At 48.8% G+C, this 25,003-nt stretch carries 25 protein-coding genes; 13 read left to right on the forward strand and 12 right to left on the reverse strand.

Going from position 1 to position 25,003, the window contains the following annotated elements; all coding sequences use genetic code 11:
- Window positions 1-8: 8 nt before the first annotated feature.
- Together AB4114_RS18080 and AB4114_RS18085 are read left to right on the forward strand one after the other, a co-directional pair.
- Complete coding sequence (locus tag AB4114_RS18080; RefSeq protein WP_441989718.1) at window positions 9-287, forward strand: hypothetical protein; 279 nt, start codon at window positions 9-11, stop codon at window positions 285-287.
- Window positions 288-347: 60 nt separating this feature from the next.
- Entirely contained in the window at window positions 348-1,529 is a 1,182-nt protein-coding gene (locus AB4114_RS18085) for a cation:proton antiporter (RefSeq protein WP_441989719.1), read from the forward strand.
- Window positions 1,530-1,922: 393 nt separating this feature from the next.
- Here AB4114_RS18085 and AB4114_RS18090 read toward each other — a convergent pair whose 3' ends face one another.
- The gene (locus tag AB4114_RS18090) at window positions 1,923-2,957 is read right to left on the reverse strand and encodes a potassium channel family protein (RefSeq protein ID WP_441989720.1); all 1,035 of its coding nucleotides are present in this window, start codon (window positions 2,955-2,957) and stop codon (window positions 1,923-1,925) included.
- Window positions 2,958-3,202: 245 nt separating this feature from the next.
- Between AB4114_RS18090 and AB4114_RS18095 the strand changes: the two genes are divergently transcribed.
- From AB4114_RS18095 to AB4114_RS18115, 5 genes are read left to right on the forward strand one after another with little or no spacing between them, the layout of a single operon-like run.
- Window positions 3,203-3,868 (forward strand): Crp/Fnr family transcriptional regulator, encoded by a 666-nt coding sequence (locus tag AB4114_RS18095; protein WP_441989721.1) that lies wholly within the window; start codon window positions 3,203-3,205, stop codon window positions 3,866-3,868.
- Between the two features lie 27 nt (window positions 3,869-3,895).
- Window positions 3,896-4,735 (forward strand): ABC transporter ATP-binding protein, encoded by an 840-nt coding sequence (locus tag AB4114_RS18100; protein ID WP_441989722.1) that lies wholly within the window; start codon window positions 3,896-3,898, stop codon window positions 4,733-4,735.
- Window positions 4,668-5,423, forward strand: a complete 756-nt coding sequence (locus tag AB4114_RS18105) for an ABC transporter permease (RefSeq protein ID WP_441989723.1) — start codon at window positions 4,668-4,670, stop codon at window positions 5,421-5,423. Before AB4114_RS18100 ends, AB4114_RS18105 begins: the two co-directional genes overlap by 68 nt.
- Before the next feature lie 36 nt (window positions 5,424-5,459).
- Window positions 5,460-6,488, forward strand: coding sequence for an ABC transporter substrate-binding protein (locus tag AB4114_RS18110; protein WP_441989724.1), 1,029 nt, complete (start codon window positions 5,460-5,462; stop codon window positions 6,486-6,488).
- 27 nt (window positions 6,489-6,515) lie between these two features.
- Window positions 6,516-7,436, forward strand: a complete 921-nt coding sequence (locus tag AB4114_RS18115; protein ID WP_441989725.1) for an MBL fold metallo-hydrolase — start codon at window positions 6,516-6,518, stop codon at window positions 7,434-7,436.
- A gap of 49 nt (window positions 7,437-7,485) precedes the next feature.
- Here the strand turns inward: AB4114_RS18115 and AB4114_RS18120 are convergent, their stop codons facing one another.
- The 5 genes from AB4114_RS18120 to AB4114_RS18140 all read right to left on the reverse strand — a co-directional run bounded on the left by AB4114_RS18120 (window position 7,486) and on the right by AB4114_RS18140 (window position 12,753).
- Window positions 7,486-8,064, reverse strand: coding sequence for a hypothetical protein (locus AB4114_RS18120; protein ID WP_441989726.1), 579 nt, complete (start codon window positions 8,062-8,064; stop codon window positions 7,486-7,488).
- 93 nt (window positions 8,065-8,157) lie between these two features.
- Window positions 8,158-9,546: a sensor histidine kinase gene (locus AB4114_RS18125; RefSeq protein ID WP_441989727.1), complete on the reverse strand. Its 1,389-nt coding sequence runs from the start codon at window positions 9,544-9,546 to the stop codon at window positions 8,158-8,160.
- Entirely contained in the window at window positions 9,540-10,235 is a 696-nt protein-coding gene (locus AB4114_RS18130; protein ID WP_441989728.1) for a response regulator transcription factor, read from the reverse strand. Before AB4114_RS18130 ends, AB4114_RS18125 begins: the two co-directional genes overlap by 7 nt.
- A 152-nt stretch (window positions 10,236-10,387) precedes the next feature.
- Entirely contained in the window at window positions 10,388-10,780 is a 393-nt protein-coding gene (locus AB4114_RS18135; RefSeq protein ID WP_441989729.1) for a histidine phosphatase family protein, read from the reverse strand.
- 293 nt (window positions 10,781-11,073) lie between these two features.
- Entirely contained in the window at window positions 11,074-12,753 is a 1,680-nt protein-coding gene (locus AB4114_RS18140) for a glutamine--tRNA ligase/YqeY domain fusion protein (protein WP_441989730.1), read from the reverse strand.
- Window positions 12,754-12,836: 83 nt separating this feature from the next.
- Here AB4114_RS18140 and AB4114_RS18145 point away from each other — a divergent pair, with 83 nt between their 5' ends.
- The gene (locus AB4114_RS18145; RefSeq protein ID WP_441989731.1) at window positions 12,837-14,066 is read left to right on the forward strand and encodes an aminopeptidase; all 1,230 of its coding nucleotides are present in this window, start codon (window positions 12,837-12,839) and stop codon (window positions 14,064-14,066) included.
- A gap of 66 nt (window positions 14,067-14,132) precedes the next feature.
- On the opposite strand, the gene AB4114_RS18150 is transcribed toward AB4114_RS18145, so the two are convergent.
- Together AB4114_RS18150 and AB4114_RS18155 are read right to left on the reverse strand one after the other, a co-directional pair.
- A complete protein-coding gene (locus AB4114_RS18150) occupies window positions 14,133-14,993 on the reverse strand; it encodes a hypothetical protein (RefSeq protein WP_441989732.1) in 861 nt (286 codons plus the stop codon).
- Between the two features lie 74 nt (window positions 14,994-15,067).
- A complete protein-coding gene (locus AB4114_RS18155) occupies window positions 15,068-16,513 on the reverse strand; it encodes an amidase family protein (protein WP_441989733.1) in 1,446 nt (481 codons plus the stop codon).
- Between the two features lie 176 nt (window positions 16,514-16,689).
- On the opposite strand from AB4114_RS18155, the gene AB4114_RS18160 reads away from it, so the two are divergent.
- Together AB4114_RS18160 and AB4114_RS18165 are read left to right on the forward strand one after the other, a co-directional pair.
- A complete protein-coding gene (locus tag AB4114_RS18160) occupies window positions 16,690-17,631 on the forward strand; it encodes a helix-turn-helix transcriptional regulator (protein ID WP_441989734.1) in 942 nt (313 codons plus the stop codon).
- 229 nt (window positions 17,632-17,860) lie between these two features.
- Window positions 17,861-18,361, forward strand: coding sequence for a DinB family protein (locus AB4114_RS18165; RefSeq protein WP_441989735.1), 501 nt, complete (start codon window positions 17,861-17,863; stop codon window positions 18,359-18,361).
- Between the two features lie 565 nt (window positions 18,362-18,926).
- Here AB4114_RS18165 and rpiA read toward each other — a convergent pair.
- The gene (gene rpiA, locus AB4114_RS18170; protein WP_441989736.1) at window positions 18,927-19,589 is read right to left on the reverse strand and encodes a ribose-5-phosphate isomerase RpiA; all 663 of its coding nucleotides are present in this window, start codon (window positions 19,587-19,589) and stop codon (window positions 18,927-18,929) included.
- Window positions 19,590-19,737: 148 nt separating this feature from the next.
- Here rpiA and AB4114_RS18175 point away from each other — a divergent pair, with 148 nt between their 5' ends.
- A complete protein-coding gene (locus tag AB4114_RS18175) occupies window positions 19,738-20,592 on the forward strand; it encodes an SDR family oxidoreductase (RefSeq protein ID WP_441989737.1) in 855 nt (284 codons plus the stop codon).
- A 97-nt stretch (window positions 20,593-20,689) separates the two neighbouring features.
- A complete protein-coding gene (locus tag AB4114_RS18180; protein ID WP_441989738.1) occupies window positions 20,690-21,424 on the forward strand; it encodes a DUF421 domain-containing protein in 735 nt (244 codons plus the stop codon).
- A 684-nt stretch (window positions 21,425-22,108) separates the two neighbouring features.
- On the opposite strand, the gene AB4114_RS18185 is transcribed toward AB4114_RS18180, so the two are convergent.
- A complete protein-coding gene (locus AB4114_RS18185; RefSeq protein ID WP_441989739.1) occupies window positions 22,109-22,267 on the reverse strand; it encodes a hypothetical protein in 159 nt (52 codons plus the stop codon).
- A gap of 89 nt (window positions 22,268-22,356) precedes the next feature.
- On the opposite strand from AB4114_RS18185, the gene AB4114_RS18190 reads away from it, so the two are divergent.
- Complete coding sequence (locus AB4114_RS18190; RefSeq protein ID WP_441989740.1) at window positions 22,357-23,472, forward strand: ATP-binding protein; 1,116 nt, start codon at window positions 22,357-22,359, stop codon at window positions 23,470-23,472.
- A 98-nt stretch (window positions 23,473-23,570) separates the two neighbouring features.
- Here AB4114_RS18190 and AB4114_RS18195 read toward each other — a convergent pair whose 3' ends face one another.
- Window positions 23,571-24,158 carry a TVP38/TMEM64 family protein gene (locus AB4114_RS18195; RefSeq protein ID WP_441989741.1) on the reverse strand — a complete coding sequence of 196 codons (588 nt, stop codon included), beginning with the start codon at window positions 24,156-24,158 and terminating at the stop codon, window positions 23,571-23,573.
- A gap of 165 nt (window positions 24,159-24,323) precedes the next feature.
- A complete protein-coding gene (locus AB4114_RS18200; RefSeq protein WP_441989742.1) occupies window positions 24,324-24,980 on the reverse strand; it encodes a glycosyltransferase in 657 nt (218 codons plus the stop codon).
- Between the last annotated feature and the right edge of the window lie 23 nt (window positions 24,981-25,003).

The raw sequence follows: 25,003 nt of genomic DNA on the forward strand, positions 1-25,003 counted from the left end.
TAAGTGCCATGTTAACGTACACGTTTGACGAAAAAGCTATCGAACTCAGTGAAACAGCCAACAACCAAGATATTGAATTTCGTATTCATGTTCTCGGGGATGCCACTATGGATCAGAGGGTGAAAGACGTTCAGCACGATTTTGACCATAATCACGTTATGACCGATGTCTTGTTCTACGCTTTCCACGATCATAAGTATCAATTCATTGTCCGCAAGGATTACTATGAGGCCTTTATTCTATCTCTTATGAAGCATCGCATTTTGACTAGTGTCACTTGGCTGTAGCGAAGTTGGTAACATTGTTTACACAATTGGAACACTTGGGTGAAAAGGAGAGGAACTGAGATGATTCACTACTGGCTAGTCCTGCTTGCCATTGCGGTAGCCATTGCCTATTTGGCTGATAAAACGAAGCAACCCTACCCTACACTGCTCGTCATAGCTGGTTTACTCCTTGGACTTCTCCCCATTCCCGCTATGGATGAGTTGAAAGATTACATTGCTTCCGACCATGTGTTTCAAACTACGGTTATCCTGATCTTCTTATCCGCCCTCATTGGGGATGCCGCAATCAAGCTGCACTTCCATGAGGTGAAGGAAAACAAGCGACCTATCCTGCTGCTCTCCTTACTCGGCACGTTGATCACCTTTGTTCTTGTAGCGGTGCTCTGTTCTGTTTTCTTAGGTCTCTCCCTGCAAAAAGCACTCGTATTCGGCGCCTTGATGGCGGCTACCGATCCCGTTTCCGTGCTAAGTATCTTCAAGTCGCTAGGACTGAACTCGAAGTTATCTACCATCGTCGAGGGTGAAAGCTTGGCCAACGACGGTGTCGCTGTCGTCCTGTTCAAAATTGCGCTAGTCACCACGATGCTCAGCATGTCCAGTCTCCTTGACGGCACATTAGAGTTTGCTAAAGTGGTCATCGGCGGCATGGCAATCGGAATCATTGGCGGCTTCCTAGCTTCCCGAATCACCTCGCGGATCGATAACTATCTCGTCGAAATTGGTCTTTCCATCGTCTTGTTCTATGGCGTATTCGAGATCGCTGAGATGTTTCATCTATCTGGCGTAATTTCGGTCGTCTTCGCTGGACTATTGCTCGGGACTTATGGGAAGAACATCGGCATGTCCGATACCACGCTGGAGAAAATGGACTCCTTCTGGGAAGTCATCGCCTTCATTGGCAATGCCCTTATTTTCCTTATGGTGGGCTTGGAAATATCGAACATCAACTTCACGGACAAATGGCAAGAGATCGGCGGCAGTATCGTCATCGTCCTCCTCGCCAGATTCATCGCCGTGTATGTAAGTCTTGCCATGGATCGCGATATGCCTTCGGCTTGGAAGCCCATCATCGCTTGGGGCGGGCTGAAGGGCTCGCTGTCCATTGCACTCCTGCTAGGCGTGTCGCCTGCGTTCGAGGGTCGCGACCTGCTGCTCGCGATGACGTTCAGCAATGTGGTCTTCTCATTGCTCGTTCAAGGGACGACGTTGAGCCGGTTGGTTGCGGTCTTGAAGGTGAAGTGAGAGGGCTTATACTGCGATATGGGGGTATGCCCTTCACAACCACGATGAGGAAACCTGAGGACTGCCTCCCGAGCCTATTAGGCCTGTTTTACATAGTTTACAGATGGCTATCCGGCCACACATTCTCATTAACTGGAAAAACTCCAGTTATTTATCCGATTCTAGCTGGATTCTGAAGATTAACTGGAAAACATGAAGCTAATTTTTAAGTTCCTGTCGTTTTTGCAGCAAATACTTGAAATTAAATGTATATTTTACAGTTAACTCCATAAAATCAAGGGTTTCTATGTAATTACCTGTACATTCTCCCGCTATTTCGTACTTGACCATCACGCAATATGAAACTGTAAGTCAAAAAGAGCCAAGAGGACCAACTCCCTCCTGGCTCTTCTTCTATTTCCGCGTCAACCGTCCGTACGTTTCCTTATCACAAATCACGAACAGCTTAGCCCCCTGCGGAATCTCTTCATGAAGCCTTTTATTGATATTCAGATGCTCGCCATCTGAGATCAGTGTTGCACCCTTTTGCAGCAAGTCCTGAAAAGCATCATGAAAAGTTACCMACTTCGCTTGTGTAGGAATTTCATAGAGATCCTCACCCTGCGGCGTCCGCGTTAGCAGCTGGGTAAGAATCTTCGAGGTGCCTGGGCTAAACGCCGAGCGTACCGCAAGCTGCGAAATCGTCTCACTGCCAAAGATGAATTCGTCGATGCGAATATGCTGGAAGTTAGGCAAGTTGTTCTTATCGCGAATCTCCACAATCGTGTATACATGGTTATAATTGCGCTCGACGGTCGTCGCGACCAGTAATGTTTTGCCATCGACGAAGGCGGGATCTCGAATCGTGTTCTGGAACTGCGTCACCTCATCCGCAAAGATGAAGACCGCTCTTGCCTTCGACGTATTCGCCATGTCGAGTGTCGTCACGAGCTGCGGGTTGCCCAGCACATAATGTACGCGATCATGCTGAACTGGCGATTTTTCCAGTGTATCTATAAGGACAATCTCCACGAGAGGATCTGAGTTCAGAATCTCATTAATCGCATTCTCTGCATGCTGACTCCAATCAATGATGACAAAATGATTCTCCCCTGCAAATTTCAATTTCCCTTCCTCCTTCATCCGCTGATACACAAATAAGGCATCCACGACTTTGCTAATTGTGATGGAAATAAGCCCAATACCGAAGATATAGACGACGATCCCTAGGCATTTGCCTGCAACCGTATGTGGATAGAAGTCACCATAACCCACTGTTGTAACTGTCGTCATCACCCACCACAAGCCGTTAAATCGGGTCTCAAAGGTGCTCGGCTCTAGCTCGTAGGCTAAGAGCGAACTTCCTCCAATGAACACAACGGCCACGCCAAAAACAAAGAGATTATTCCAACGAATGAGACGTAATAGAAATTTTGAGAAGAAAAGCATGATGACCTCCTGACAGGCATCGGCCCAACAATTTCCAGACTTTCATTTAGTATATCAAGAAAAATGACGCTAGATGAATGAATCCTAAAGCGTCTAACTCTTTGAACTCACGTTTTTTTCATTTTGTCGGGAATCCGACATTCTAACGTGATATCATGTGATAATATACATATAACAGATTGGAATACTAGGTATTAAATGAAGTGCACGCTTTTAAGAAATACGAATGGGAGAATGATCCTATTATGGACCAATTACATGAGCTTGCTGACCTTCAGGACAAAGACCCTACAAAGGAAGTCATGATTGAGGCTTTTCGCAAACATGGTATTAGTCATACTTACCGAAAAAACGAGTTTGTTTTTCAGGAAAATGACTTGCCCAGCGGTGCCTATTATGTGGCTTCAGGATTAATTAAGATTTCCCAATCTTCCGAGGAGGGGCAAGGGATTACCTTATTTCTTCGCTACGAGGGAGAGGTTTTCGGCAATGCGGAAGTGTTGACGAACATCGCTCGGAAGCGCTACGCCAAGTGCCTAGTGGACAGCCACATCGTTACACTAGACAGCCGGAAATTTCTCGAATTGGCCAAGGAGAATGCGGAGTTTTCCTACTCCGTTGCCGTGCTAGGTGCTCGCAGACTCCTGCAAACACAGCGAATGGTCGAAACCTTAATCTCCCGCCCCGTCGCGTGGAGGCTCGCTTGGTTCCTCCTGCAGCTGGGCAAGCCGACAGAGGAGAAGCTTGAAGTTCAGGTGCCGCTCAGTCATGAAGAAATTTCCTATGTCATTGGCTGCAGCAGACAAACCGTTACGGAAACATTGAACAAATGGCGCGATAAAGGACTCATCGATTATGCCAAAAAGAAGATCGTCGTTTATCATCCGAACCGTTTCTTCACAGATATATAGACGAACATCAGCCTGGAGGCCAAACCTATGATTTCAATAAACAATGTGAATAAATCTTTTTCACAGCATAAAGGCAATGCCTATACGGCATTAGATCAAGTTTCTCTCACGATTAAAAAGGGAGAATTCGTCTCCGTGGTAGGACCTTCTGGCTGCGGGAAGTCCACGCTATTGAATCTGATCGCCGGATTCGAACAAGTAAGTAGTGGAGCGATTACCGTCAATGGGCAAAAGGTTACTGCGCCAGGGGCCGATCGGATTGTTGTTTTCCAAGAACACGGCTTGTTCCCTTGGCTTACCGTGCTGGATAATGTGGCCTTCGGTTTGAAGCAAAAAGGGCTATCCAAGAAAGATCGCTATGCACTTGCTTCTGAACAAATTAAAGCCGTGCACTTGAGCAAGTTCATCGATCGGTATCCGCATGAGCTGTCTGGCGGGATGAAACAAAGAGTAGCGATTGCCAGAGCGCTCGTTATGGATCCTGAGATCCTATTAATGGATGAACCCTTTGCGGCCTTGGATGAGCAAACGCGCTTCATCTTACTGAAGGATTTGGAAGAGATTTGGCTGAAAACCGGTAAAACCATCTTGTTCATTACGCATAACATTCGTGAAGCCGTCATGTTATCCGATCGTGTTGTCGTGATGGCGACGCAGCCTGGCCGGGTTAAGAAAGAATTCACCGTGCAGGCAGCAAGGCCTCATCAAAGCAGCGATCCGCTCATTCATGCTTTGGAGAGTAGAATTATGGAAGCTCTTACTGATGAGCTCGAGAAGGTAGTCAGAGAGGAGCTTGGCCATGCATACAGCCTTAAGAAGAACACTATTTCTAATTCTGCTGCTGATCATATGGGAGTTGGGATTTAGAATTTTCCAGTGGGGATGGAAGTTTCCTTCACCGCTGCAAACCTTCCAGGCCTTCTATGATGGGTTTGTTCACGGGCACCTCTTAAGTGCCATTGGGGCTAGTCTCCGTCGTTTAATCATCTCATTTGCCATTTCCATTGGGATCGGGACGCTACTAGGTTATTTATTTGCTCGCTATCGCTATTTTGACGAGACCTTCGGCTTTGTCGTTGTTGCCCTCCAGACCGTCCCGAGTATAGCATGGCTGCCCTTCGCGATTATCTGGTTTGGCTTGAATGACACGGCGGTCATTTTCATTACCACCATTGGCGCCACATGGACGATGTCGATGGCCAGCCGCACAGGGATCATGAATATTTCGCCGATTCATCTGCGAGCTGCGCAAATGCTGGGAACAGGCAGCGGATACCGCTTGTTCTTTCAAGTGCAGCTGCCGGCGGCATTTCCCCATTGGATAACTGGGATTCGAGTCGCTTGGGCCTTCGCTTGGCGGGCGCTTGTAGCTGGCGAACTGATTGCCAAAGGTGTGGGACTTGGGCAAATGCTGCAGGACGGACGCGGACTTGGCGACACGGCAACGATCCTCTGCGTCGTCATCATCATCGCTGTGATCGGTACCATTTCGGATCATTTCTGTTTTAAACAACTAGAGGATCGGATCGTGCTTCGTTTTCAGCTTAAGAAATAAATGGCGTTTGCTAGAACCAAATAAGGGGGAATTAGTGTGAAAAAAATAGGTTGGATCATGAGTTTGGTCTTAGTCGTATCCTTGGTTTTGTCGGCCTGCGATCAGAGTAAAGAAACCGCTTCAAGCGCTGTCAATACGACTGTGAAAATTGGTATTTTGAAAAATGTCACCCATGCTCCGGGATTTGTTGCCCTGCAAAACAACTATTTCCAGGACGCTTTTGGTAAAAATGCCAAGATTGACGTCACTGCCTTTGACAATGGAGCAGATTTCGCAACAGCCATTGCTACGGACCAAATTGATATTGGCTACGTGGGTCCGGGTCCAGTTATCAATCAATATTTGAAAAGCAAAAATATCCGAGTTATTACTGGCGCGAATAACGGCGGCGCGGTATTGGTTGCACGCAAGGACGCAGGCATCAATTCCGTGAAGGATCTTGTCGGTAAAACAGTAGCCGTCGCTGCCAAAGGAGGCACGCCAGATCTGTCCCTTCGCTTGCTGCTCAAACAGGAAGGATTGAAAGTATCGACTGATACGTCAGGCGTACAAATCGTTACGCGTGCCCCGGCAGATACATTAGTTGCGATGCGCCAGAAAGAAGTAGATGCCACTTTAATTGCAGAGCCGTGGGGCACACAGATGATCCAAGAGGGTTCCGGTACGATTTTAGTCGATTGGAACAAGATCCCGCCCAAAGACGGCAATTATCCATTAACAATTCTCGTAGCCAGCGATACGTTTCTGAAAGATCACCGTGATTTGGCCAAAAAAGCCGTGAAAGCCAACAAACAAGCCATCGATTTCATTCAGCAAAATCCGAACAAAGCCTATGAGCTCATTAGCGATGAATTGAAGCAATTAACGGGTAAAGGGATGGAGCCAGCGCTTATCAAAGCAGCTATCGACCATTTGAAATTAACCGAAGACATCACGTTGGATGATATTAACGAGCAGGCTAAAGCCTCCTTTGATGCAGGGTATTTAAAAGTGAAAGCGGAAGAGTTGGATTTCAGCAAATTTTTGGATTTATCGCTTTTAAATGAAGCGAAGAAAGAAAAATAACCTGATGTGACCGAGGAGGCCATTCATTTGTATATACAACCCCAAGAAAATCTATTGCCAGAGTATCATGAGCATATCAAAGTCATCATTCTTGGCACAGGCACACCGAGAGCCTTCTATGGCAGGGCGAAGGCAGGCGTCGTAATTCTCGCAGGCAATAAAGCCTTTCTATTCGATTGCGGAGGTGCGACCGTTGACCAGCTAATTAAGGCAGGAGTTATGCCGCAACGGATTTCGGATGTCTTTTTTACGCATCATCATAGTGATCATAATTCCGGGTTTTTCGATGTCTTCATTACGAGCTGGCGGACACATGTGATCGCGGATCGGGTTTTTGAGGGGCGGAAAGGTCCAATGAATGTCTACGGACCGACCACGACGAAGGAGATTATCGGCAAAATGAGAGCGTCTTTCGACTTCGACGTAAATCTTCGAGTGAACTATAACTTCTCCGCGGGTGAAGGGGCCGACATTCGTTATTTTGAAAGCAACGATGGTGTTGTTTACGATCAGGGTGGTGTTAAAATCACCGGTTTCGAAGTCGATCATAAACCTGTTGATCCTGCTATTGCCTACAAATTCGAATACAACGGCAAGTCGGTTGTCATTTCGGGGGATACCATTCCGGTTGACAATATGATCAAACATAGTCGCGGCGTGGATTTACTAGTACACGAATCTTATAACAAAGCGTGGCTAGACGCGCTGATCGCCAAATTCCCTGAGCAAACCATTGGTCTGTCCAATCCGGCAAAGTATCATTCTACGACGCTGGAAGTGGCCGAAATTGCCCGAGAAGCGGGCGTAGCGCATCTAGTTCTTACCCACCACATTCCTGCACCTGCTGCCAATGAGGAGGCGGAGGCCGCCTACACGGAAGGCATGGCGGAGATATATGATGGCCCAATCACGATGGCGAGAGATTTGGTGGCATTTGACCTTTCCTAATATAAAGCGGCCTTGAGTTATGAGCTCAGGGCCGCTTTATTTGCCACGTTTATTTTGCTGCTTTTTTCGCCCATTTCGCTTGCAGGGCACTTTCAATCTCCGCGTACACTTGCTCGGTTGTTTTACCATCCGTGGAGATGCCCAATTTGGCTGCCTTCTTGTTCACAGCCTCTGATTTCTTCGCTTCTTTTGCTGCTTTCTTAGCTTCTTTGGCCGCTTTCAAGGCTGCTTTGAGCTCCTTGTTCGTCAGCCCGTCCGTGCTCACGCCAAGCTTCGTTGCTTTCGCCTGAAGTTTCACCGTTACAGCGGCTTGGATCTCCGTTTTAAGCTGCTCCGCTGTCTTGCCATCTGTGGAGATACCCAATTTAGCTGCCGCCGCATTCAGATGCTCGGTATGTTTCGCCGTACCAGCCGCCTTCAGCTCTGTCTTGATCTCCTTGTTCGTTTTTCCATCCGTTGATATGCCAAAAGCTTGCGCTTTTTCTAGCAAAAGTTGCTTGATCGGATGAAACTTGCTTGTCGCAGACGCTGTCGCATCTCCTTGTACATTTTCAGCGAAAGCTGCTACCGGAACGGAACATACGATCGCACCTACCAACACTATTCCTGCTAACTTCTTCTTCAACATGTGGAATCACTCCTCGATTCGTTTATTAGCTGTGTACCTTACGAACCCTATCTTATCCCATAGTTATGTCATAAGTTTGTCATGCACCTACATTTATACAATTGGCAAAAAGATTTTGAAAACTGTCCCAGCCCCCAGCTGCGACTCGGCAAGAATCGAACCGCCGTGCGCTTCGATAATGTGTTTACAAATCGTTAAACCCAGCCCTGCGCCAGCGCGATTGCGGCTTTCGTCTGCTTTGTAAAACCGATCAAAAAGATACGGCAGCTTCTCCGGCGAGATGCCCTGCCCATCATCCCATACCTCGATCCAACGCTCCTGCCTGACCGCCTTCACGCGGATCCCAGCTTGTGAGCCCTCTGGAATGTGATTGATCGCATTATCCAGCAAGTTGATGAATACCTGCCTAAGTCTATCCGCGTCAGCCTTGACGGTATATGGGGCCTCACTATCTGCGCTGAGCTCAATTCCCTTGCCTTTCGCCTTCATCTTCAGCTGTGTCACGACGAGTCCAATTAATTCCGGCAGATCAACGGCTTGCATCGTCAACTTCACCTGCTTCTCCTCAAATGAAGACAGCTCCAGCAGATCATCTACCAAATGGCTTAATCGCAGTGTCTCCTGGAGGGAGATATCGATGAATTCCTTCGCATCTTCTGGCTCTACCACGCCATCGGTGATGCCCTGCAGAGAGGCACGAATCGTCGTCAGCGGGGTTCTGAGCTCGTGAGAAATTTCGGAGAGAAACCGCTTGCGGCCTTCTTCGACCTTCTGCAGCTTGCCGGCCATTCGGTTGAGTGAACCCGATAACGAGGCGATTTCATCTTTTCCGCGTACAGGCACCCTGCCGCTAAAATCCCCAAGCGCCAGTGCCTCCGCCGTCTTGCTCATCTGCTGCAGCGGCTTCACAAAGTGCCGCGACACAAAGTAAAGAAGTGCAATAGCCAGCAGCGCAACTACGAGGGCCGATACATAAATCGCACGATTAATTTCATTAATCGTACCTTGAATGTTCACGATAGGCGTATACAGAAAAATCGCCCCAACCACTCGGCTGTCCTGTAGGACTGGACGTCCGACGATCAGCATTTTGACATTGCTATTCTGTGCGAATGTACTCTTCACCGTCACCGGGTTACCGGAGAGTACCTTCTCCACCCAGCCCAGCCGGGCAGGAACTTCGCCTACAGCTTGGATTTTATCCAAGGTCGCTCGAGGATGACGAATGACCGAAACGCGGACATTGGAGGTTTTCTCCATGGCATTAATTTGCTTGCGGAAATCCTTCTGAGCCGTCGAATTATCGAACAAATCCTTCGCTAGCTCCTCCACTTGCTCTACTTTTTCCAGTAAAAGCTTCTCACTGCGGTCATACGTCTTCTGCTTCATTGTGTAACCAATTGCGCCCGAAATCGCTAGAATCGACACCACCGTAATGGCTATATATATAAATAATAGCTTGCGATAAAAGGAACTCAACATACGCCAGGTCCCTCAAACTTATAACCCACACCCCACACCGTGCGAATACTCCAATCCTCTTTCCCTGCTGTGAGCTTCTGTCTTAATCGTTTGATATATAAATCGACCACCCGGTCCTCACCTTCGAAATCCCACCCCCAGATTTTAGCGATCAGATCCTCGCGCGTGAACACTTGGTTCGGATTCCGTACGAAAAACAGCAGCAGCTCGTACTCTTTCTTCGGCAGTGCCACAACCTGCCCATCAACGGTTACCTCATGACCTAGGCTATCAATACGTAAGCTGCCTACCTCATACACGTTTGACGCAGGCGCAACTTGGGTGCGGAGCCCCGTCCGACGAAGGATTGTCGTTACCCGTGCGACCAGTTCATTCGGGTCAAAAGGTTTCACTAGATAGTCGTCGGCTCCCATCCGCAAGCCCTCCACGCGCTCATCCACGTGGCCTCGCGCCGTTAGCATCAGAATCGGCACATCGCTTTGTGCACGGACCATCTGACAGACCGACCACCCGTCGCGTTTCGGCAGCATAATATCCAGCACGATGAAGTCGGGCTGCAGCTCCTTGAACCGAGCGAGTGCCTGCTCGCCATCGTTCGCCGTTGCTACCTCGAAGCCATTCTTCTCCAGGTATAGCTTCGTGATTTTACATATATTCAGATCATCGTCTACGACTAATACTAATGTCACGTGTGGTCACGCTCCCTAATTGAAACCATTATCCTTTTATTTTACTGGATAATTGTGATGAAAAAATTTCTTTTTTAGCACATACAAATAGAACAATCCTTCAGCTTCCTTCGGCTGCGATTGCTCTGTTTTATCGTTATATGTCGTTCATTTTATTCACGGTGTTCCCAGAGTCTTGTCACTTCCTCTAGTACGAGGTCATTAAATTGCATTTTATAAATATCAGGTTTCACGGTTTGATTCAAGAAATCGAATCCATATGTGGCATCAAAATGATTCATCATCAATGTCATAACGTTACCATGAGTGCCAATGGCTATCTTCTTCCCTTTATTTTCTTCTAGGATATTTCTCAATACGACCACCGCTCTTTGCTGGCAGGCTCTGTTAGACTCTCCACCTGGATAGGCATAATCAAAATCATCAAACATCCGTTTCATCTCAGACATGAACTTATCTTCAGGAATTGGATCATCTTCTCCAGAAAAATGTCTTTCCCGAAGATCCTCAAATATCTTAATCTCTTGTCCTAGTTCTTCAGCCAACCTGAAAACTGCTAATAGGCACCCTTTTTCCCGCCAATCTCCTAGCTAGTAGTAAATACTTGCGAAAATACAACCTTTTCTCCATAATCGCAGCGATTTCGGAGATTCTCCTCCAAATAACTGCCTATTTGCATTTTTCCTACCTTTTTCGCACAAAAAGCCCCATAAAAGTTGCACTTTTGCACTTTTGCTGGTTATCTAGGGCCCATAGCATAGCTCCCCTTTTTGCCGAGCTTAAACCAAAAACCCCCAAGCATCCGCTTGGGGGGCTGTTCTAACTATTTATCCGTTCGTTACACCACGAACGAGCTTTTCAACGAAACGATCAAGTTGAACACGKGATGATCAGGTGTTGTGTACTTCGGATCCACGTTGAAGTAGCCGTGGCGGAAGAACTGGAATTTATCCTGTGGGCTCACGTTCTTCATGTTGTCTTCGACGAAACCTTGCACGATTTGCAAGGAATTCGGGTTCACTTTATCCATGAAGGATTTCTCTTCTTCGTCTTCCTCGTCATCCAAGATCAGTGGCTCGTACAGGCGGAATTCCGCTGGTACAGCGCTTTTCGCGTCCACCCAGTGGATCGTGCCTTTGACTTTACGGCCGGTGAAGCCGCTGCCGCTCTTGGTCTCAACATCATAGGTGCAATGCAGCTCAACCACGTTGCCATCGGCATCCTTGATGAAGTCGTTGCATTTGATGAAGTAGGCGTTTTTCAAACGCACTTCGTTGCCGGGAAATAACCGGAAATATTTGGCCGGCGGATTTTCCATGAAGTCATCTTGCTCGATGTAGATCTCGCGGGAGAATGGAATCATGCGATTKCCCATTTCCGGGTTCTCGGAGTTATTCTCTGCTTCCAGCATTTCCACGCCATCCTCGGGATAGTTGGTGATGACGACTTTGAGCGGATTCAGCACGCCCATCGTGCGCATCGCCTTCAGCTTCAAATCCTCGCGGATGAAGTGATCCAGCATGCGAGTGTCAACAACACTGCCACCGCCGCCTTTGGATACGCCAAGCTCACGAACAAAATTGCGAATCGACTCTGGCGTCAGGCCTCTACGGCGCAGACCTGATATAGTCGGCATTCGTGGATCGTCCCAACCGTCAACAGCTTTCTCGTCGACGAGTTGTTTCAGCTTTCTTTTGCTTGTAACGGTATTCATTAGAGAAATACGAGCGAATTCATATTGTCTCGGCACATTCGGCATCTCACATTCACGAATCACCCAGTCGTAGAACGGACGTTGATCCTCGAACTCACTTGAACAAAGCGAGTGCGTGACACCTTCAATCGCATCTTCCAGTGGGTGAGCGTACGTGTACATCGGATAGATGCACCACGCATCTCCTGTGTTATGGTGATGTGCGTGAAGAATACGGTAGATGACCGGGTCTCTCAGATTAATATTCGGCGCAGACATATCAATTTTGGCACGCAGCACACGCTCGCCGTCTTTGAACTCACCAGCACGCATACGCTCAAATAGGGACAAATTCTCCTCTATCGTGCGTTCACGATACGGACTGTTTGTTCCTCCTTGCGTCAGTGTTCCACGCGTTTCACGGATTTCATCCGCAGATTGGTCGTCTACATAAGCCAGCCCTTTGCGAATCAAAACTAATGCTCGGCTATACATTTCTTCAAAATAGTCAGAAGCAAAGAAAAGCCCGTCCCATTTAAAGCCTAGCCATGCTACGTCTTCTTTAATGGACTCCACATATTCAACATCTTCCTTGACCGGATTCGTATCATCAAATCGAAGGTTCGTTAGTCCATTGAAATCATCCGCGATTTCAAAGTTCGTGCATATCGCCTTTGCATGTCCTATATGAAGGTAACCGTTCGGCTCCGGGGGAAATCGGGTCACGACCTGACTGACTTTGCCTGATTTCAAATCTTCGTTTACAATGTTCTTAATGAAATTTGATATTGCGCTTACGTTAGCTTCAGCGTTTTTCGTTTCCATATGTGCCCAGCCTTTCTCCCACGGGTTAAAGTTTTATTTTCTATCATACATTAATGGTACTCAAATATAAAGGAGACAAAGAGATGGAATCATTCGAGCATTACTTAGATCAATATGCAGAGCTTGCGATACGCGTCGGATTAAATGTACAAAAGGATCAAACCGTTGTCATCACGACACCGATTGCTTGTGCGGATTTCGTTCGTAAGCTGGCAAAGAAAGCCTATGAAGCAGGCGCTAAGGACGTTGTAGTGGATTGGGATGACGATGAAGTGAAGGCGCTCCGCCTCAAGAACGCTTCCGAAGACACCTTGAAGACTTACCCTATGTGGCGGGCAACTGGCATGGAGGAAATGGCGAAGGAGGGCGCTGCATTCCTGTCCATTTATGCGCCTAACTCGGACTTGTTCAAGGAAGTCGCTCCTGAACGTGTCGCGATGTCCGGTAAAGCAGCAGCAACTGCACGCGCAGGCTTCCTTTCCTATATGCGCAACAACAAGGTCAACTGGTTGATGGTCTCTTATCCAACGGCAGAATGGTCAGCGAAGGTATTCCCGAATTTGAGCGAATCCGAGCGGATTACACAGCTATGGGAGCAGATTTTCAAGCTGACACGTGTAGACAAAGCAGATCCTGTTGCGGCATGGAAAGAGCATATTGCTACATTGACCGCGAAACAGAATATGCTGAACAACCAGAAGTATAAGCAGCTTCATTTCCAATCACCAGGAACCGACTTATACATAGAACTAGCACCTAAGCATCAATGGGTGGCTGCAGGCAGTGAGACCGAGAGCGGCATTTTCTTCGTACCGAACATTCCGACGGAGGAAGTGTTTACGATGCCAGCCCGTAACGGCACGAACGGTACAGTGCGCAGCACGCTGCCGCTGAGCTACCAAGGCTCATTGATTGATGGCTTCTCCCTAACCTTCAAGGATGGCCGCGTCGTCGAGGCAACCGCAGAAGTGGGGCAAGAAGTGTTGAACAACATGCTGAATATGGATGAAGGCGCTCGTTATTTGGGTGAAGTGGCACTCGTGCCCTATGACTCGCCTATCTCACAATCAGGCCTCATCTACTACAACACACTTTTCGATGAGAATGCTTCCTGTCACGTCGCGCTCGGCAATTCCTACCCGTTCACGATTGAGGGTGGAACGACGATGAGTGCCGAGGAGCTTGAGGCAAATGGCTATAACAAAAGCTTAATCCACGTGGATTTCATGATTGGTTCCAAGGATATGGCGATTGACGGAATTTTGGCAGACGGCACGCGTGAGCCCATATTCCGCAATGGGAACTGGGCATAAGCCCACATGAATGAAAGACCGCCCCTACATGGAAATATTTCCGTGTAAGAGCGGTCTTTGTCGCATCTAATCCTCGTCTTCAAGACTCGGTACACGCACCATGCTGGTCGTCAAGGTTTGCTTAACAGCCGCTTCCTTCAGCTTCCATTGGCCTTTGTGCCATTTCCACACCGAAGTAACATAGCCTAGTGTGTCCGCATTCGCGATACCTGTGATGCGTTGAACGCCTTTCAACTCACAGAAACCATCTCGGTCCACATCGACAGGCTTCAACAGGCTGTATGCATCCACATTAACAATGATTGGCTTCACAATCTTCCCTTGGTTGTAAATGCCAAATTGCTCATATGCCTCCTTGCGATCCGCAATATCGAGGGTGAAGGATTTGCCGGTCTCTTCGATTTTCATTTTCACCTTATAATTATTCTTAAAGGTTGCTTTGACATGCAGCGGTTCCGGCATCGGGATCGCAGTGGGTACGTTATTTTTGAGCGAATAGATGTAATTCGAGGTAAACCCGCCACTGCCGCCGGTATCGGAGGTCACATAAATCTGAGGCAGCTTGTCATGGATAAAATCACAATAATCCATCTTCGGATTATATCCGCCTTCCAGCGGAATCACGACCTGCGCCTGGCCTTGTCCAGTGACGGAGATAAACAGCTTGTCATAATAGGGGCTGTTCAGGTCTGATTTCAGACCGACAAGGGAGACCGTATCTAATTTGCCATCGCCGGTGACATCAATCTCACGCGTCTGGATAAGCTGACCTTGTCCACTCTGTGGAGGCGCTAGTTGTGAGGGGGGTGGAGGCACCTCTTGCGTGAAGGCCTCTGCCGTTCCACCAAAGCTTAAAGCGCAGCTCAAGAGCATACCCATCGTTGCTGCACGCAGTGGGATTATAAAACCTTTTCTAAACCGAGACATTGTTCGCACTTCCCATCATGGAATTAATTCCGGTTTATTATTCCAAATTTTCCAATGAGGTATGCAGATTCTAACTACAAAATAGGCGGTTTGCGATAAAGCGTCGCCTGTTCGAACGCATACGCAAGCTTAATCAGCGTCGACTCACTATAGGCTCCTGCTGCAAACATGACACCCATTGACCCTTTGCTTGTGTAACCAGCGGGTACAATCAGCAGTGGATAGCCTGCCCTGGCGGCAATATCCTCGCCTTCATCTTTGGGAAAAAACAACGCATCGAGTTGATACGTGTGAAGGGCATGATCGATCCCTTGTGCTCGTGTGAGCTCCTGATATCTATGTAGACTCGTCAAATATGTCTCTTCGGTAAGCGTTCCGTTCGCATCCTCTGACCAAATCAGCGTATCCTGCCCATAGACCAGCGCCTGATCGGCATGCCTTTCATTGAACGCAATAACCTCTTCTAAGGAATGCACAGGTGTCTGGGACGGATCTAGCTTGGCCAGATAGGCGTTGAGATCTCTTTTGAATTCGTAGAGCAGTACGTCGTAGTTCCAGACAGCATCTTGGCAAGGAAGCACCACATCATCAATGACAATCGCACCTTCGTCGCGCAAAACTTGAATAGCTCGCTCGGCAAGCTGCCGTTCTTCCTCATCCAACTGCTGATAATACCAGCGTGGGATCCCTATTCTGGCCTGCTGAAGCCCTCGGTGATCGAGATAGGGGGTATAATCCCGGTGGCCCTGACCGTCGCTAGCTATACTATGTGCATCCGAAGCGTCAACACCTGTCATAACGCCAAGCAGCACAGCCGCATCCCTCACAGTTCTCGTCATTGGCCCAGGTGTATCCTGGCTACTGGCAAGCGGAATAATGCCCGAGCGACTTAACAGGCCAACCGTTGGCTTCAAGCCGACAAGACTGTTATGCCCCGCTGGATTGACGATAGATCCAGACGTTTCCGTACCGATCGCTCCCACTGCAAAATGCGCCGCAACCGCCGCACCAGACCCCGAACTGGATCCTCCAACTTCGAAAATGCCAGGCCCATACGGATTGGCCACCTGTCCGCCTCTTGAGCTATAACCAGATGGCATCGCCACCGCCATGAAATTGGCCCACTCTGTCATATTTACTTTGCCCAGCAGCACTGCACCGGCTTCACGCAGCTTGGCAGCGATATATGCATCTTCTGTCGCCACATGCTCCGCCAAACAAATCGACCCAGCACTTGTGTGCATCCGGTCAGCCGTCTGAATATTGTCTTTGAGCAAAATCGGAATGCCATGAAGAGGCCCCCGACTCCCACCTGCTGCACGTTCTCGATCTAACATTTCCGCGATCTCTATTGCATCTGGATTCAGCTCCAGCACCGCATTAATTTTGCAGTTATAGGTATTAATTCGCTCCGTATAGTAAACAACCAAATCTACAGAGTTGATTTCTCTCCGTTCCATCGCAAGTTGAAGTGTGACAATATCTGCATTTGTCATCCATTCGTCCGTAATAAGTGTCATCAACAACCGCCACCTCTCAACTATTTATGCTACACTTATTCCCTAGGTTTTCGGGTTTACCTTCTTTGAAACGGAGATTTCCTAGCAGCTTCCGGCAAAGTGGGCAACAAGGGATTTTCCTCTGTATAATTGAATAAGGAATGAAGAATACGACCAGAATTTATGAGGTGTTCCTTTTGAAAATAGATCGTTTACTCGCCATCACCATGCTGCTGCTCAATCGTCGCCGTATTAGTGCCAAAGAGCTTTCCGAGCGGTTTGAGGTGTCTTTGCGCACCATTTATCGGGATGTGGAGGCTATTAACCAAGCTGGCATTCCGGTTGTTTCCTATGCGGGACTCAGCGGTGGTTATGAAATCATGGACCAATATCGGCTAGATCGACAGTTTCTGTCCTTGGAAGAGCTGCAATCGATCATCACGGGCCTCAAAGGAATTCGCGCTTCCGTCCCCGACCAAGAAATCAGCAATCTGCTGGATAAAGTCGGCGCACTCGTCGCCAAATCCGAGCAACCCGATGCAGCCAGACTGGGCAACCAGCTTATTCTTGATATGAATCCATGGAGCAGTGGGCATCAAAACACAGAGCAGCTGACAGCTCTTCGCACCGCAATTAAGGAGACAAGACTCGTCACCTTTTCCTATCTTTCATCGCAAAGCGAACCGTCCGTGCGAACCGTAGAACCTATGGGCATCGTGGTCAAAGGCTTCGGTTGGTATCTGTACGGCTACTGCTTGCTGCGGGAGGATTTCCGGGTTTTTCGCTTATCCCGCATGAATGGCATCGACGTGCTTTCCCAAACATTCGAACGCAAACAAGAAACGTTGGAGAAGCTTGATTATCGTCGAGGCCAAAGAGACCCTTCCACCCTCATTACGCTCGTGCTCCACGCGCAGCCGAATGTTAGGGCGCAGATCGAAGACTATTTCCGACCTGAGGATGTGACCATTCAGTCCGATGGAACACTCATGATTAGAGCGACGCAGCCCGATGAACCTTGGCTGCATGGCATGCTGCTCGGCTATGGTCCAAACCTGCGTATTCTAGAACCCAAGCATATCGCAGCCATCGTCAAAGAAAAGGCCGAAAAAATAGTCGCCCTCTATTCGAATCACTGACACGCTGTTGTCAGCATTGTTTGTCTATACTAGGGATACGAGGTGTGCGTATCAACCAAGAGCAAGCATCTATATGAAACTCTGCCCCTTCTGACAACGTATCCATACAGGAATGCATGCTAGATGCCAGGTTCTTTGGAGACAAGACCGAAGTCCTCTGGGGAAAAGACCAAACACATGCTAAAGATGCCAGTTTTTCTGGCGAAAAACTTTGAGGAGGACAACCCCCATGATCAAAATGATTGAAGATTTTGCAACCGAATATGCCCGCGAAGCGCAAGGCACCCAGCGCGTTATGGACGCCCTAACGGATGCTTCCCTTACTCAGAAAATCACACCTGAACTCCGTTCACTTGGACAAATTGCTTGGCACATCGCCACAACGGTCCACGAGATGCTATCCCGCACGGGACTGACCTTCGCTGCACCTGAAGGGGAAGAACTTGCTCCCGCTTCTGCCCAAATCATCGCTGACACCTACCGCACCTCTGCTGCCGCAGCCATCGAAGCGATTCAATCGCAATGGACAGATGCGAAGTTGTTCGAAACAAGCGATATGTATGGCGATCAGTGGCCTAACGGGCTTACACTGCGCGTCCTCATCTCCCATGAAATTCATCACCGCGGTGAAATGATCGTCTTGATGCGCCAAGCGGGATTGCGCGTTCCCGATATTTATGGTCCAACAAGGGAGAGTTGGGTTGAGATGGGTATGCAGCCTTTGGTGTAGGCGATGCCTTTGCAGGCTCAACACCACCATGTACACCTGCTTATGCCTATTCGTCCTCTGCCCCAACGGCTGAGTGACAGGTAGCGTACACCCATTCGCATGGATAACCTTGCACAACTGACTGATACATTCGCACACCCTTTCGCCCTAGTGTTGGAGCTACAAGTTGACTGCATCCAATCTAACACCTCCTTCGCCCTATCGACGGAGTGACAAGTAGAATAGGCCCATCCCCCTCCGCCCTCGTGGTGGAGTTCCTGTAGAATAGATGGTTTTTCTGTAGCTAATTTCAGCGGAATGAGCCTTTTGAGACGAATAACTGGATTTCCTACAGCTAATCTGAAGCATTTGATCCAGAATGGCGCCTAACGGCTGAAATAGCGGGAGTTTTTCCAGTTAATCTGCGAATTGGTTGAAATACGACAGAATTAGCTGGAGGTTTTCCAGCTATTTCTTAAAATACGACAATCGAGACTTCTAAATCTCGACTTAAACACAGAAGAGTTGCCCCTCAAATCATCAGAGACATGTGGAGCAACTCTTTTTTATTTGGCGTGTTATTTTCCTACAATTTCCCCACCGAACCCTCCTTATACCCGACAATCACCTGGCTCGCCATTCCGATAAAAAGTCCATTCTCCACTACACCCGGAATTCCATTAATAGCTTGATGAAGCTCAACAGGGCTCGGGATGCTGGCAAACTGACAATCGATAATATAGTTACCATTGTCCGTCACAAATGGCTGACTGTCAGCAACTCTAACCATGGGCTCGCAGCCAAGCGCTCGGAGTTTTCGAATCGTCAGTTCATAGCCAAATTTAACAACTTCAACAGGTAGTGGAAATGCGCCAAGCTGCGCAACAACTTTACTTTCATCGACCACAATAATCAGCTTCTTACTTGAAAATGCGACGATTTTCTCCCGCAGCAGCGCGCCTCCCCCACCTTTAATTAAGTGCCAATCTGGATCGACTTCGTCGGCTCCATCTATCGTGACATCGATTTCTGAGATATCTGCAAAAGGAATAAGCGGGATGCCTAACTCCTTAGCCAAGTTCTCTGAGGCGACTGAGGTCGCAACAGCCTGAATGTGCAGGCCGTTTTGCACCCGAGCACCAAGCCCTTGGATCGCCCAGTAGGCCGTAGATCCTGTCCCCAAACCGACAATCATCCCATCTTGGATCTCCATAATAGCTAGCTCTGCTGCTGCTTTTTTCGCTTCCACGTGTGCACGCTCCTCACTTCCACTGATTGAATTCTATCCAACTAGTTTAACATAAAAAGAAAACCCCCATGCAGCATCGTTAGCGCAATATAGTAAGCGGGGATTCTTCTCATGGGCTATACTGGAAGTAAAAGGGAGGCGATCCGCGATGGACAATAAAACGGTACTCATCACCGGAGCTAACTCCGGCATGGGCCTTGCCACAACGGTAGCAGTGGCCAAGCTAGGCGCCAACGTCATCATGCTTTGCCGCAGCAAACAAAGAGGCGAGCAGGCGCTCGTAGAAGCACGACGCCAGAGCGGCTCCGAGCTCATCGAGCTGATGCTCTGCGACCTCGCTTCGCTTGCGAGCATTCGAGCCTTTGCGGAGGCGTTTCTAGCTAAGCACGACGTGCTCGACGTGCTCGTGAACAACGCTGGCGTCGTCACCGTGAAGCGAAAAACCACAGCAGATGGCTTCGAGTCCATGATGGGTGTCAACCATCTCGGCCACTTCCTGCTGACCCAGCTTCTGCTGGACGCTATCAACCGCGCTCCGCAGGGGCGGATCGTCAATGTCTCCTCCGGCGCCCACAAAATCGGGCGCATCGATTGGGCCAACCCTCACCTGCAGCGAGGGTTCCGGGTCTGGAACGGATACGCCCAGTCGAAGCTGGCGAATATCCTGTTCACCCGCGAGCTCGCGAAGCGGCTCGCAGGCACTTCTGCCACGGCCAACTCGCTCCATCCGGGAGCCGTGGCCACGAACATCGGTGTCGATCGCGACACCGGGTTTGGGAAGGCCGTGCATGCGATGATGCGGCCGTTTTTCTTGACGGCGGCGCAGGGCGCGGATACGGCGGTGTTTTTGGCCACAAGCCCGGACGTGCAGACGGTCAGCGGCGAGTACTTCTACAGGCGGGCAATTGCGCCTGTTTCCGCCCGAGCGAAGGACGACACGCTAGCTCTTCAGCTCTGGGATTGGAGCGAGGAGCAGGTCGGACTCACTAGCGACAAGCACTAGATCATCGGGGCTGCTCCCCTGCAAACCGCGGATAGCTGATCCCATACAAGGGTACGTTATAGGGAGCATTTACCTTATGTTGGGAGTGTGACGACCCTTGGACTTCTTTCGCAGTCAAGAATCACTGACCACCATGCAGTGGATTTTACGTGCCGTCGTAGGCTACTTTTTTCTGCTCATCACCGCCAAAGCATTAGGCCAACGCTCGATCTCTCAACTCCGCTTTCTCGATTTTGTCATCGCTCTTATTCTAGGTAATATCATGGCACACCCGCTCTCGGATGAGCACCTAGCTTTAACAGGCTCCATGATCACTACCGTTGCGCTCGTCGTACTATATCTCACAACCTCTTGGCTGAGTCTAAAATGGAACTTCCTCAAACATCTCTTTGAACCGTCACCCCTGACGCTTATTGAACACGGAAAACTTCGCATGGGCGGCCTGCGCAAAGCCAAAATCTCAGTCGACCACCTCTTCTCGGAGCTTCGCAAGCAACAAGTGGAGGATATCCAGAAAGTGGCGCTAGCATTGTGGGAGCCCGGTGGGATGGTTTCCGTATTCCTCGAGCCGCAGCATCAAACGGTAACCGCCAAAGATATGGCAATTCCCAGCGCCCCTTTCTCTCTCGTGAAGCCACTGATCATACAAGGCGCCTATGATAAAAAGCTGCTCGCGCAGCAAGGGAAAGATCTGGCTTGGCTGGAGGCGCAGATGAAGGCCGCACATGCCCAACTCGAGCACGTCGTGCTCGCTACGATAGACAATCAAGATCAGGTCCGCGTATACACGGAATTGGAAACGCAAGGAAGGGACGAATTAACGCTGCATTAAGCGTTGGTTCGTCTTTTTTGTGGCTTGATTGGTCCAATCAAACTCATACTTGGCTACTTGTCAGAACCGTACACTGGATACATCCAATGTAGCGCGCGGGGGTTGGGGTCTCCGGTTGCGATCCGGGTTGCGGTTGGGTTAGATTTTGGTTGGATTGAGGTTGAATTGGGCGAGGTTGTGGTGTGGCTTGAGGTTCGGGTTCCCGTTGCGATCCGGCTTGGGATTGGGGCAAAATTTTGATTTGATTGAGGTTGAATTCAGGCGAGGTTGTGGTGTGGCTTGAGGTTCGGGTTCGGGTTGCGATCCGGGTTGGGAGTGGGGCAAAATTTTGATTTGATTGAGGTTGAATTCGGGCGAGGTTGCGATCCGGGGTTGGGGTTGGGCGAAATTTTGATTTGACTGAGTTTGAATTCAGGCGAGGTTGTGGTGTGGCTGAGGTTCGGGTTTGAGGTGGATTGGTGAACATGCTGAAAGGTTGGAATTTCGAATTCTCGTTGCACATGTGTCTTTAAGTAGCATCGCCTTTCCTTTGGCATTCTTGCCCTCTCGTCAGTTTCCTCCCATAGGTCCCCCTCGCGGGCCTGAAAACTTTAACTGGATTTCCTACAGCTAATTCCCTCGTTTATAACCATTTTCCTGAACTAGATGGAAAAACTCCATCTAATTCCTCAACATTCCCCACATTCAGCGTAAATGCTCAAATTTAGCTGTATTTTTTCCAGTTAATCTCCTCAAAGTGGGTTTCACAGCAAAAGTAGCTACATAAAATCCAGTTATTTTTAATTCCTCACTTGTTGCCTTGCCCTCAATTAGGCCGGGGAGGTTCATCGGTCTTGCAGTCAATTACTGTATTCCCCCGCCCTTGCCTCAGACAGCCCTATTATGTTATTATTTAATTACGTAATTAAATAATTTATGTGAGGTGATCTTTTTTGACCACAACGCGAGATTATGGCACCGAGCTAGATGCTTTGAAGGCACAAATGAACCAACTGGGTCAGCTGGTTCAGCAATTACTGAAAAGGGATGCACAGGAGCATTCCCCTATCAACACATCTACCAAAGAAGCTCCTGCTTCGGCTGAGCTAGGCCGTTTGTTTTATTCTGGACAGTATCGGGGAGAGAATGCGAGCTACCGTTGGGAGCCGCAGGACAAACAAGTCAGCCAGTTACTCTTACTCGATGGCGATAAATCGGCCAAAGTATTGGGAGCCCTTGCGCATAAGCAGCGTTTGGATATTTTGCGATTAGTATTACAGGAGCCACTAACGGGACCTGAGCTTGTGGAACGCTTGAATATGGGCACGACGGGGCAGCTTTATCATCATATGAAAGCCTTAGTTGGCGCGGATTTGCTCGTGCAAGAAGAGCGAGGCGGAACGTATGCAATTCCTGGTCATCGTGTACTTCCTCTGCTTTTACTCCTCGCAGCTACTTCGGATCTGATGGATACAACCGACTACATCGCGATGACGGAGGCACGTACGAATGCTCCTGACTACCTAGGAGGCGCCGCTGATGCCTATAACCCACACCTGCTGCTTTGGGCTGTCGTGGAGAACTGCCTGTTGGAACATCAGCATGGCACATGTACGGAAGTTAGTCTCATTGCGCATGAGGATGGCAGTATAACAGTCTCGGACAATGGCCGTGGCATCCCTGTTCAGGCCTTGCCTGATGTAGAATTACTTCGTGTTCAGTCTGTTCTGACGGATATGAACCACCTACGCGGAAGTGCCCAGTTCTTCGCCCCTGGCAGTGAGAAAGGCATCAGCATGCCAATCGTCAACGCACTCTCCCTTAAGCTTTCCGTTACCATCAAGCGGGATGGGCGCGTTTATCAGCAACACTACAAGCATGGCATCCCTCAGAGCGAAGTCCATACGGTGGGTGTGACGAAGGAAACTGGAACGAGCGTGACATTTTTACCTGATCGCGCAATTTTCAGCAAGTCGTTTGACCTCCGTCTAATACAACAACAGGCCGCCGAGCTGGCAGCCAACTATCCCAACTTAACTCTGTGTGTGTTGAGCGACTCCAACGAATAGTTCTTTCCTATGCACAAAGACCCCGCCTCTGCTCAAGCTTCGCTCCCTGTATATCGGGAATTAAGCCCTGCTAGAGGCGGGGTATCTTGCGGCATCAATTACATGAACCGTTTTTCTACTCTTTTGCTAATCACCAGTGAAATCCCAATGAATAAGGCCACATAAATAAGCTGATACGGATGATCCATGAACCGCTTCAGATCATAGCCAATAAAGCTTACCGACATAACCATCACCGCTTTCCCCGCTGCAACCGCCACGAGGAATGATCGAAAACGCATCCGCACCAGCCCCGCCGCCATATTAATGACCACAAAAGGTCCCAGAGGAAATAAACTAAGGATAAAGACATAATTGAATGCTTGGCGCCGCGCCCAGATGAGACTTTTTTGGACGTTCGGTTTCTGCGACCAGCGCACGAGATAGGGGTGGCCAGCCACCTTTTTTACAATCGCGAACGTCACTAAGCAACCACATACAATACCGATCCACGAGTACAGAAAACCGAGCCACAACCCATACACAGCCGCATTTACGCTAATGATCACCAGTGTTGGGAGCGGTGGAATGAAAGATTTCATAAAAGGAAGCAGCAGCCCAGGCAATGGACCGAATGAACGGTACTTGTCCAAAAGCAGCATCAGATTCTCTTCGGTTAAATAAGATAAGAGCTCTTTGATATCCATATGGCGTGAAAAGTCGACAAGTTTCGACGTTTCCTCTCCTCTCGTTCATATGGCACGATTATAGCACGACGCCCCCGATCTACGCACGATTAAGCACAAAACAAGCCGACACCGGATGCAACCAGTATCAGCTTGGGGTACGCGCTTATTTGAAATTTCGGGAACTCATTTGAACTTATCGGGAAACTGCTTGATAATGCCATCTGACAACATATCCGCATACATCATCATATGATCCTCACCCTTATCATAGGCAAGAATATCGGCTTTCCAATCCTTTTTCAGCCTCGCAGTAGCTTGATCGGTAATAAACTGCAAGTGTGCATACAACATGTCCCGTTGTTCTTTCTCCGACCAGTTTGGGTTAGCGGCGCTTAGAAATTTGGCAATATCATCCGCATTCCGAAACAACTCTTTGTTTAATTTGGCTAGATCAGCTTGATTGCCAGCTTTCGCCGCGTCTACTACACCACCAGCTAATTGGATGTGCTCCCTCAGCAGTTCAGCCAACTTATTTCCTGCTGCTTCCCCATAAAATGGCTTCACCGCGTCACCGATATCCTGCTGGTTCTTCAACAGCCTATCCAACACGTCCTTCTGATCCTCAACCCCAGCAATTGCGCTGATTATGTAACTCCTCGTCCAGCCTACATGATCGACCCAAAGTCTCCTCATGTCTTGCTTCAGCTTCACTTTCGCATCGTTCATGCACATCGCAGAACCAGGCTCTTTCCCAGCGGTGGCTTGTGCGCCCAGCGGCATGAAAGTGAAAGAGAGAACCATCGTTACAAGCAGCGTTACTAATAAGAACTTTCGTTTCATAAAAACCTTCTCCTCTGCAAACA

Source organism: Paenibacillus sp. 2RAB27, from assembly GCF_052115445.1.
Lineage (GTDB): Bacteria > Bacillota > Bacilli > Paenibacillales > NBRC-103111 > Paenibacillus_E.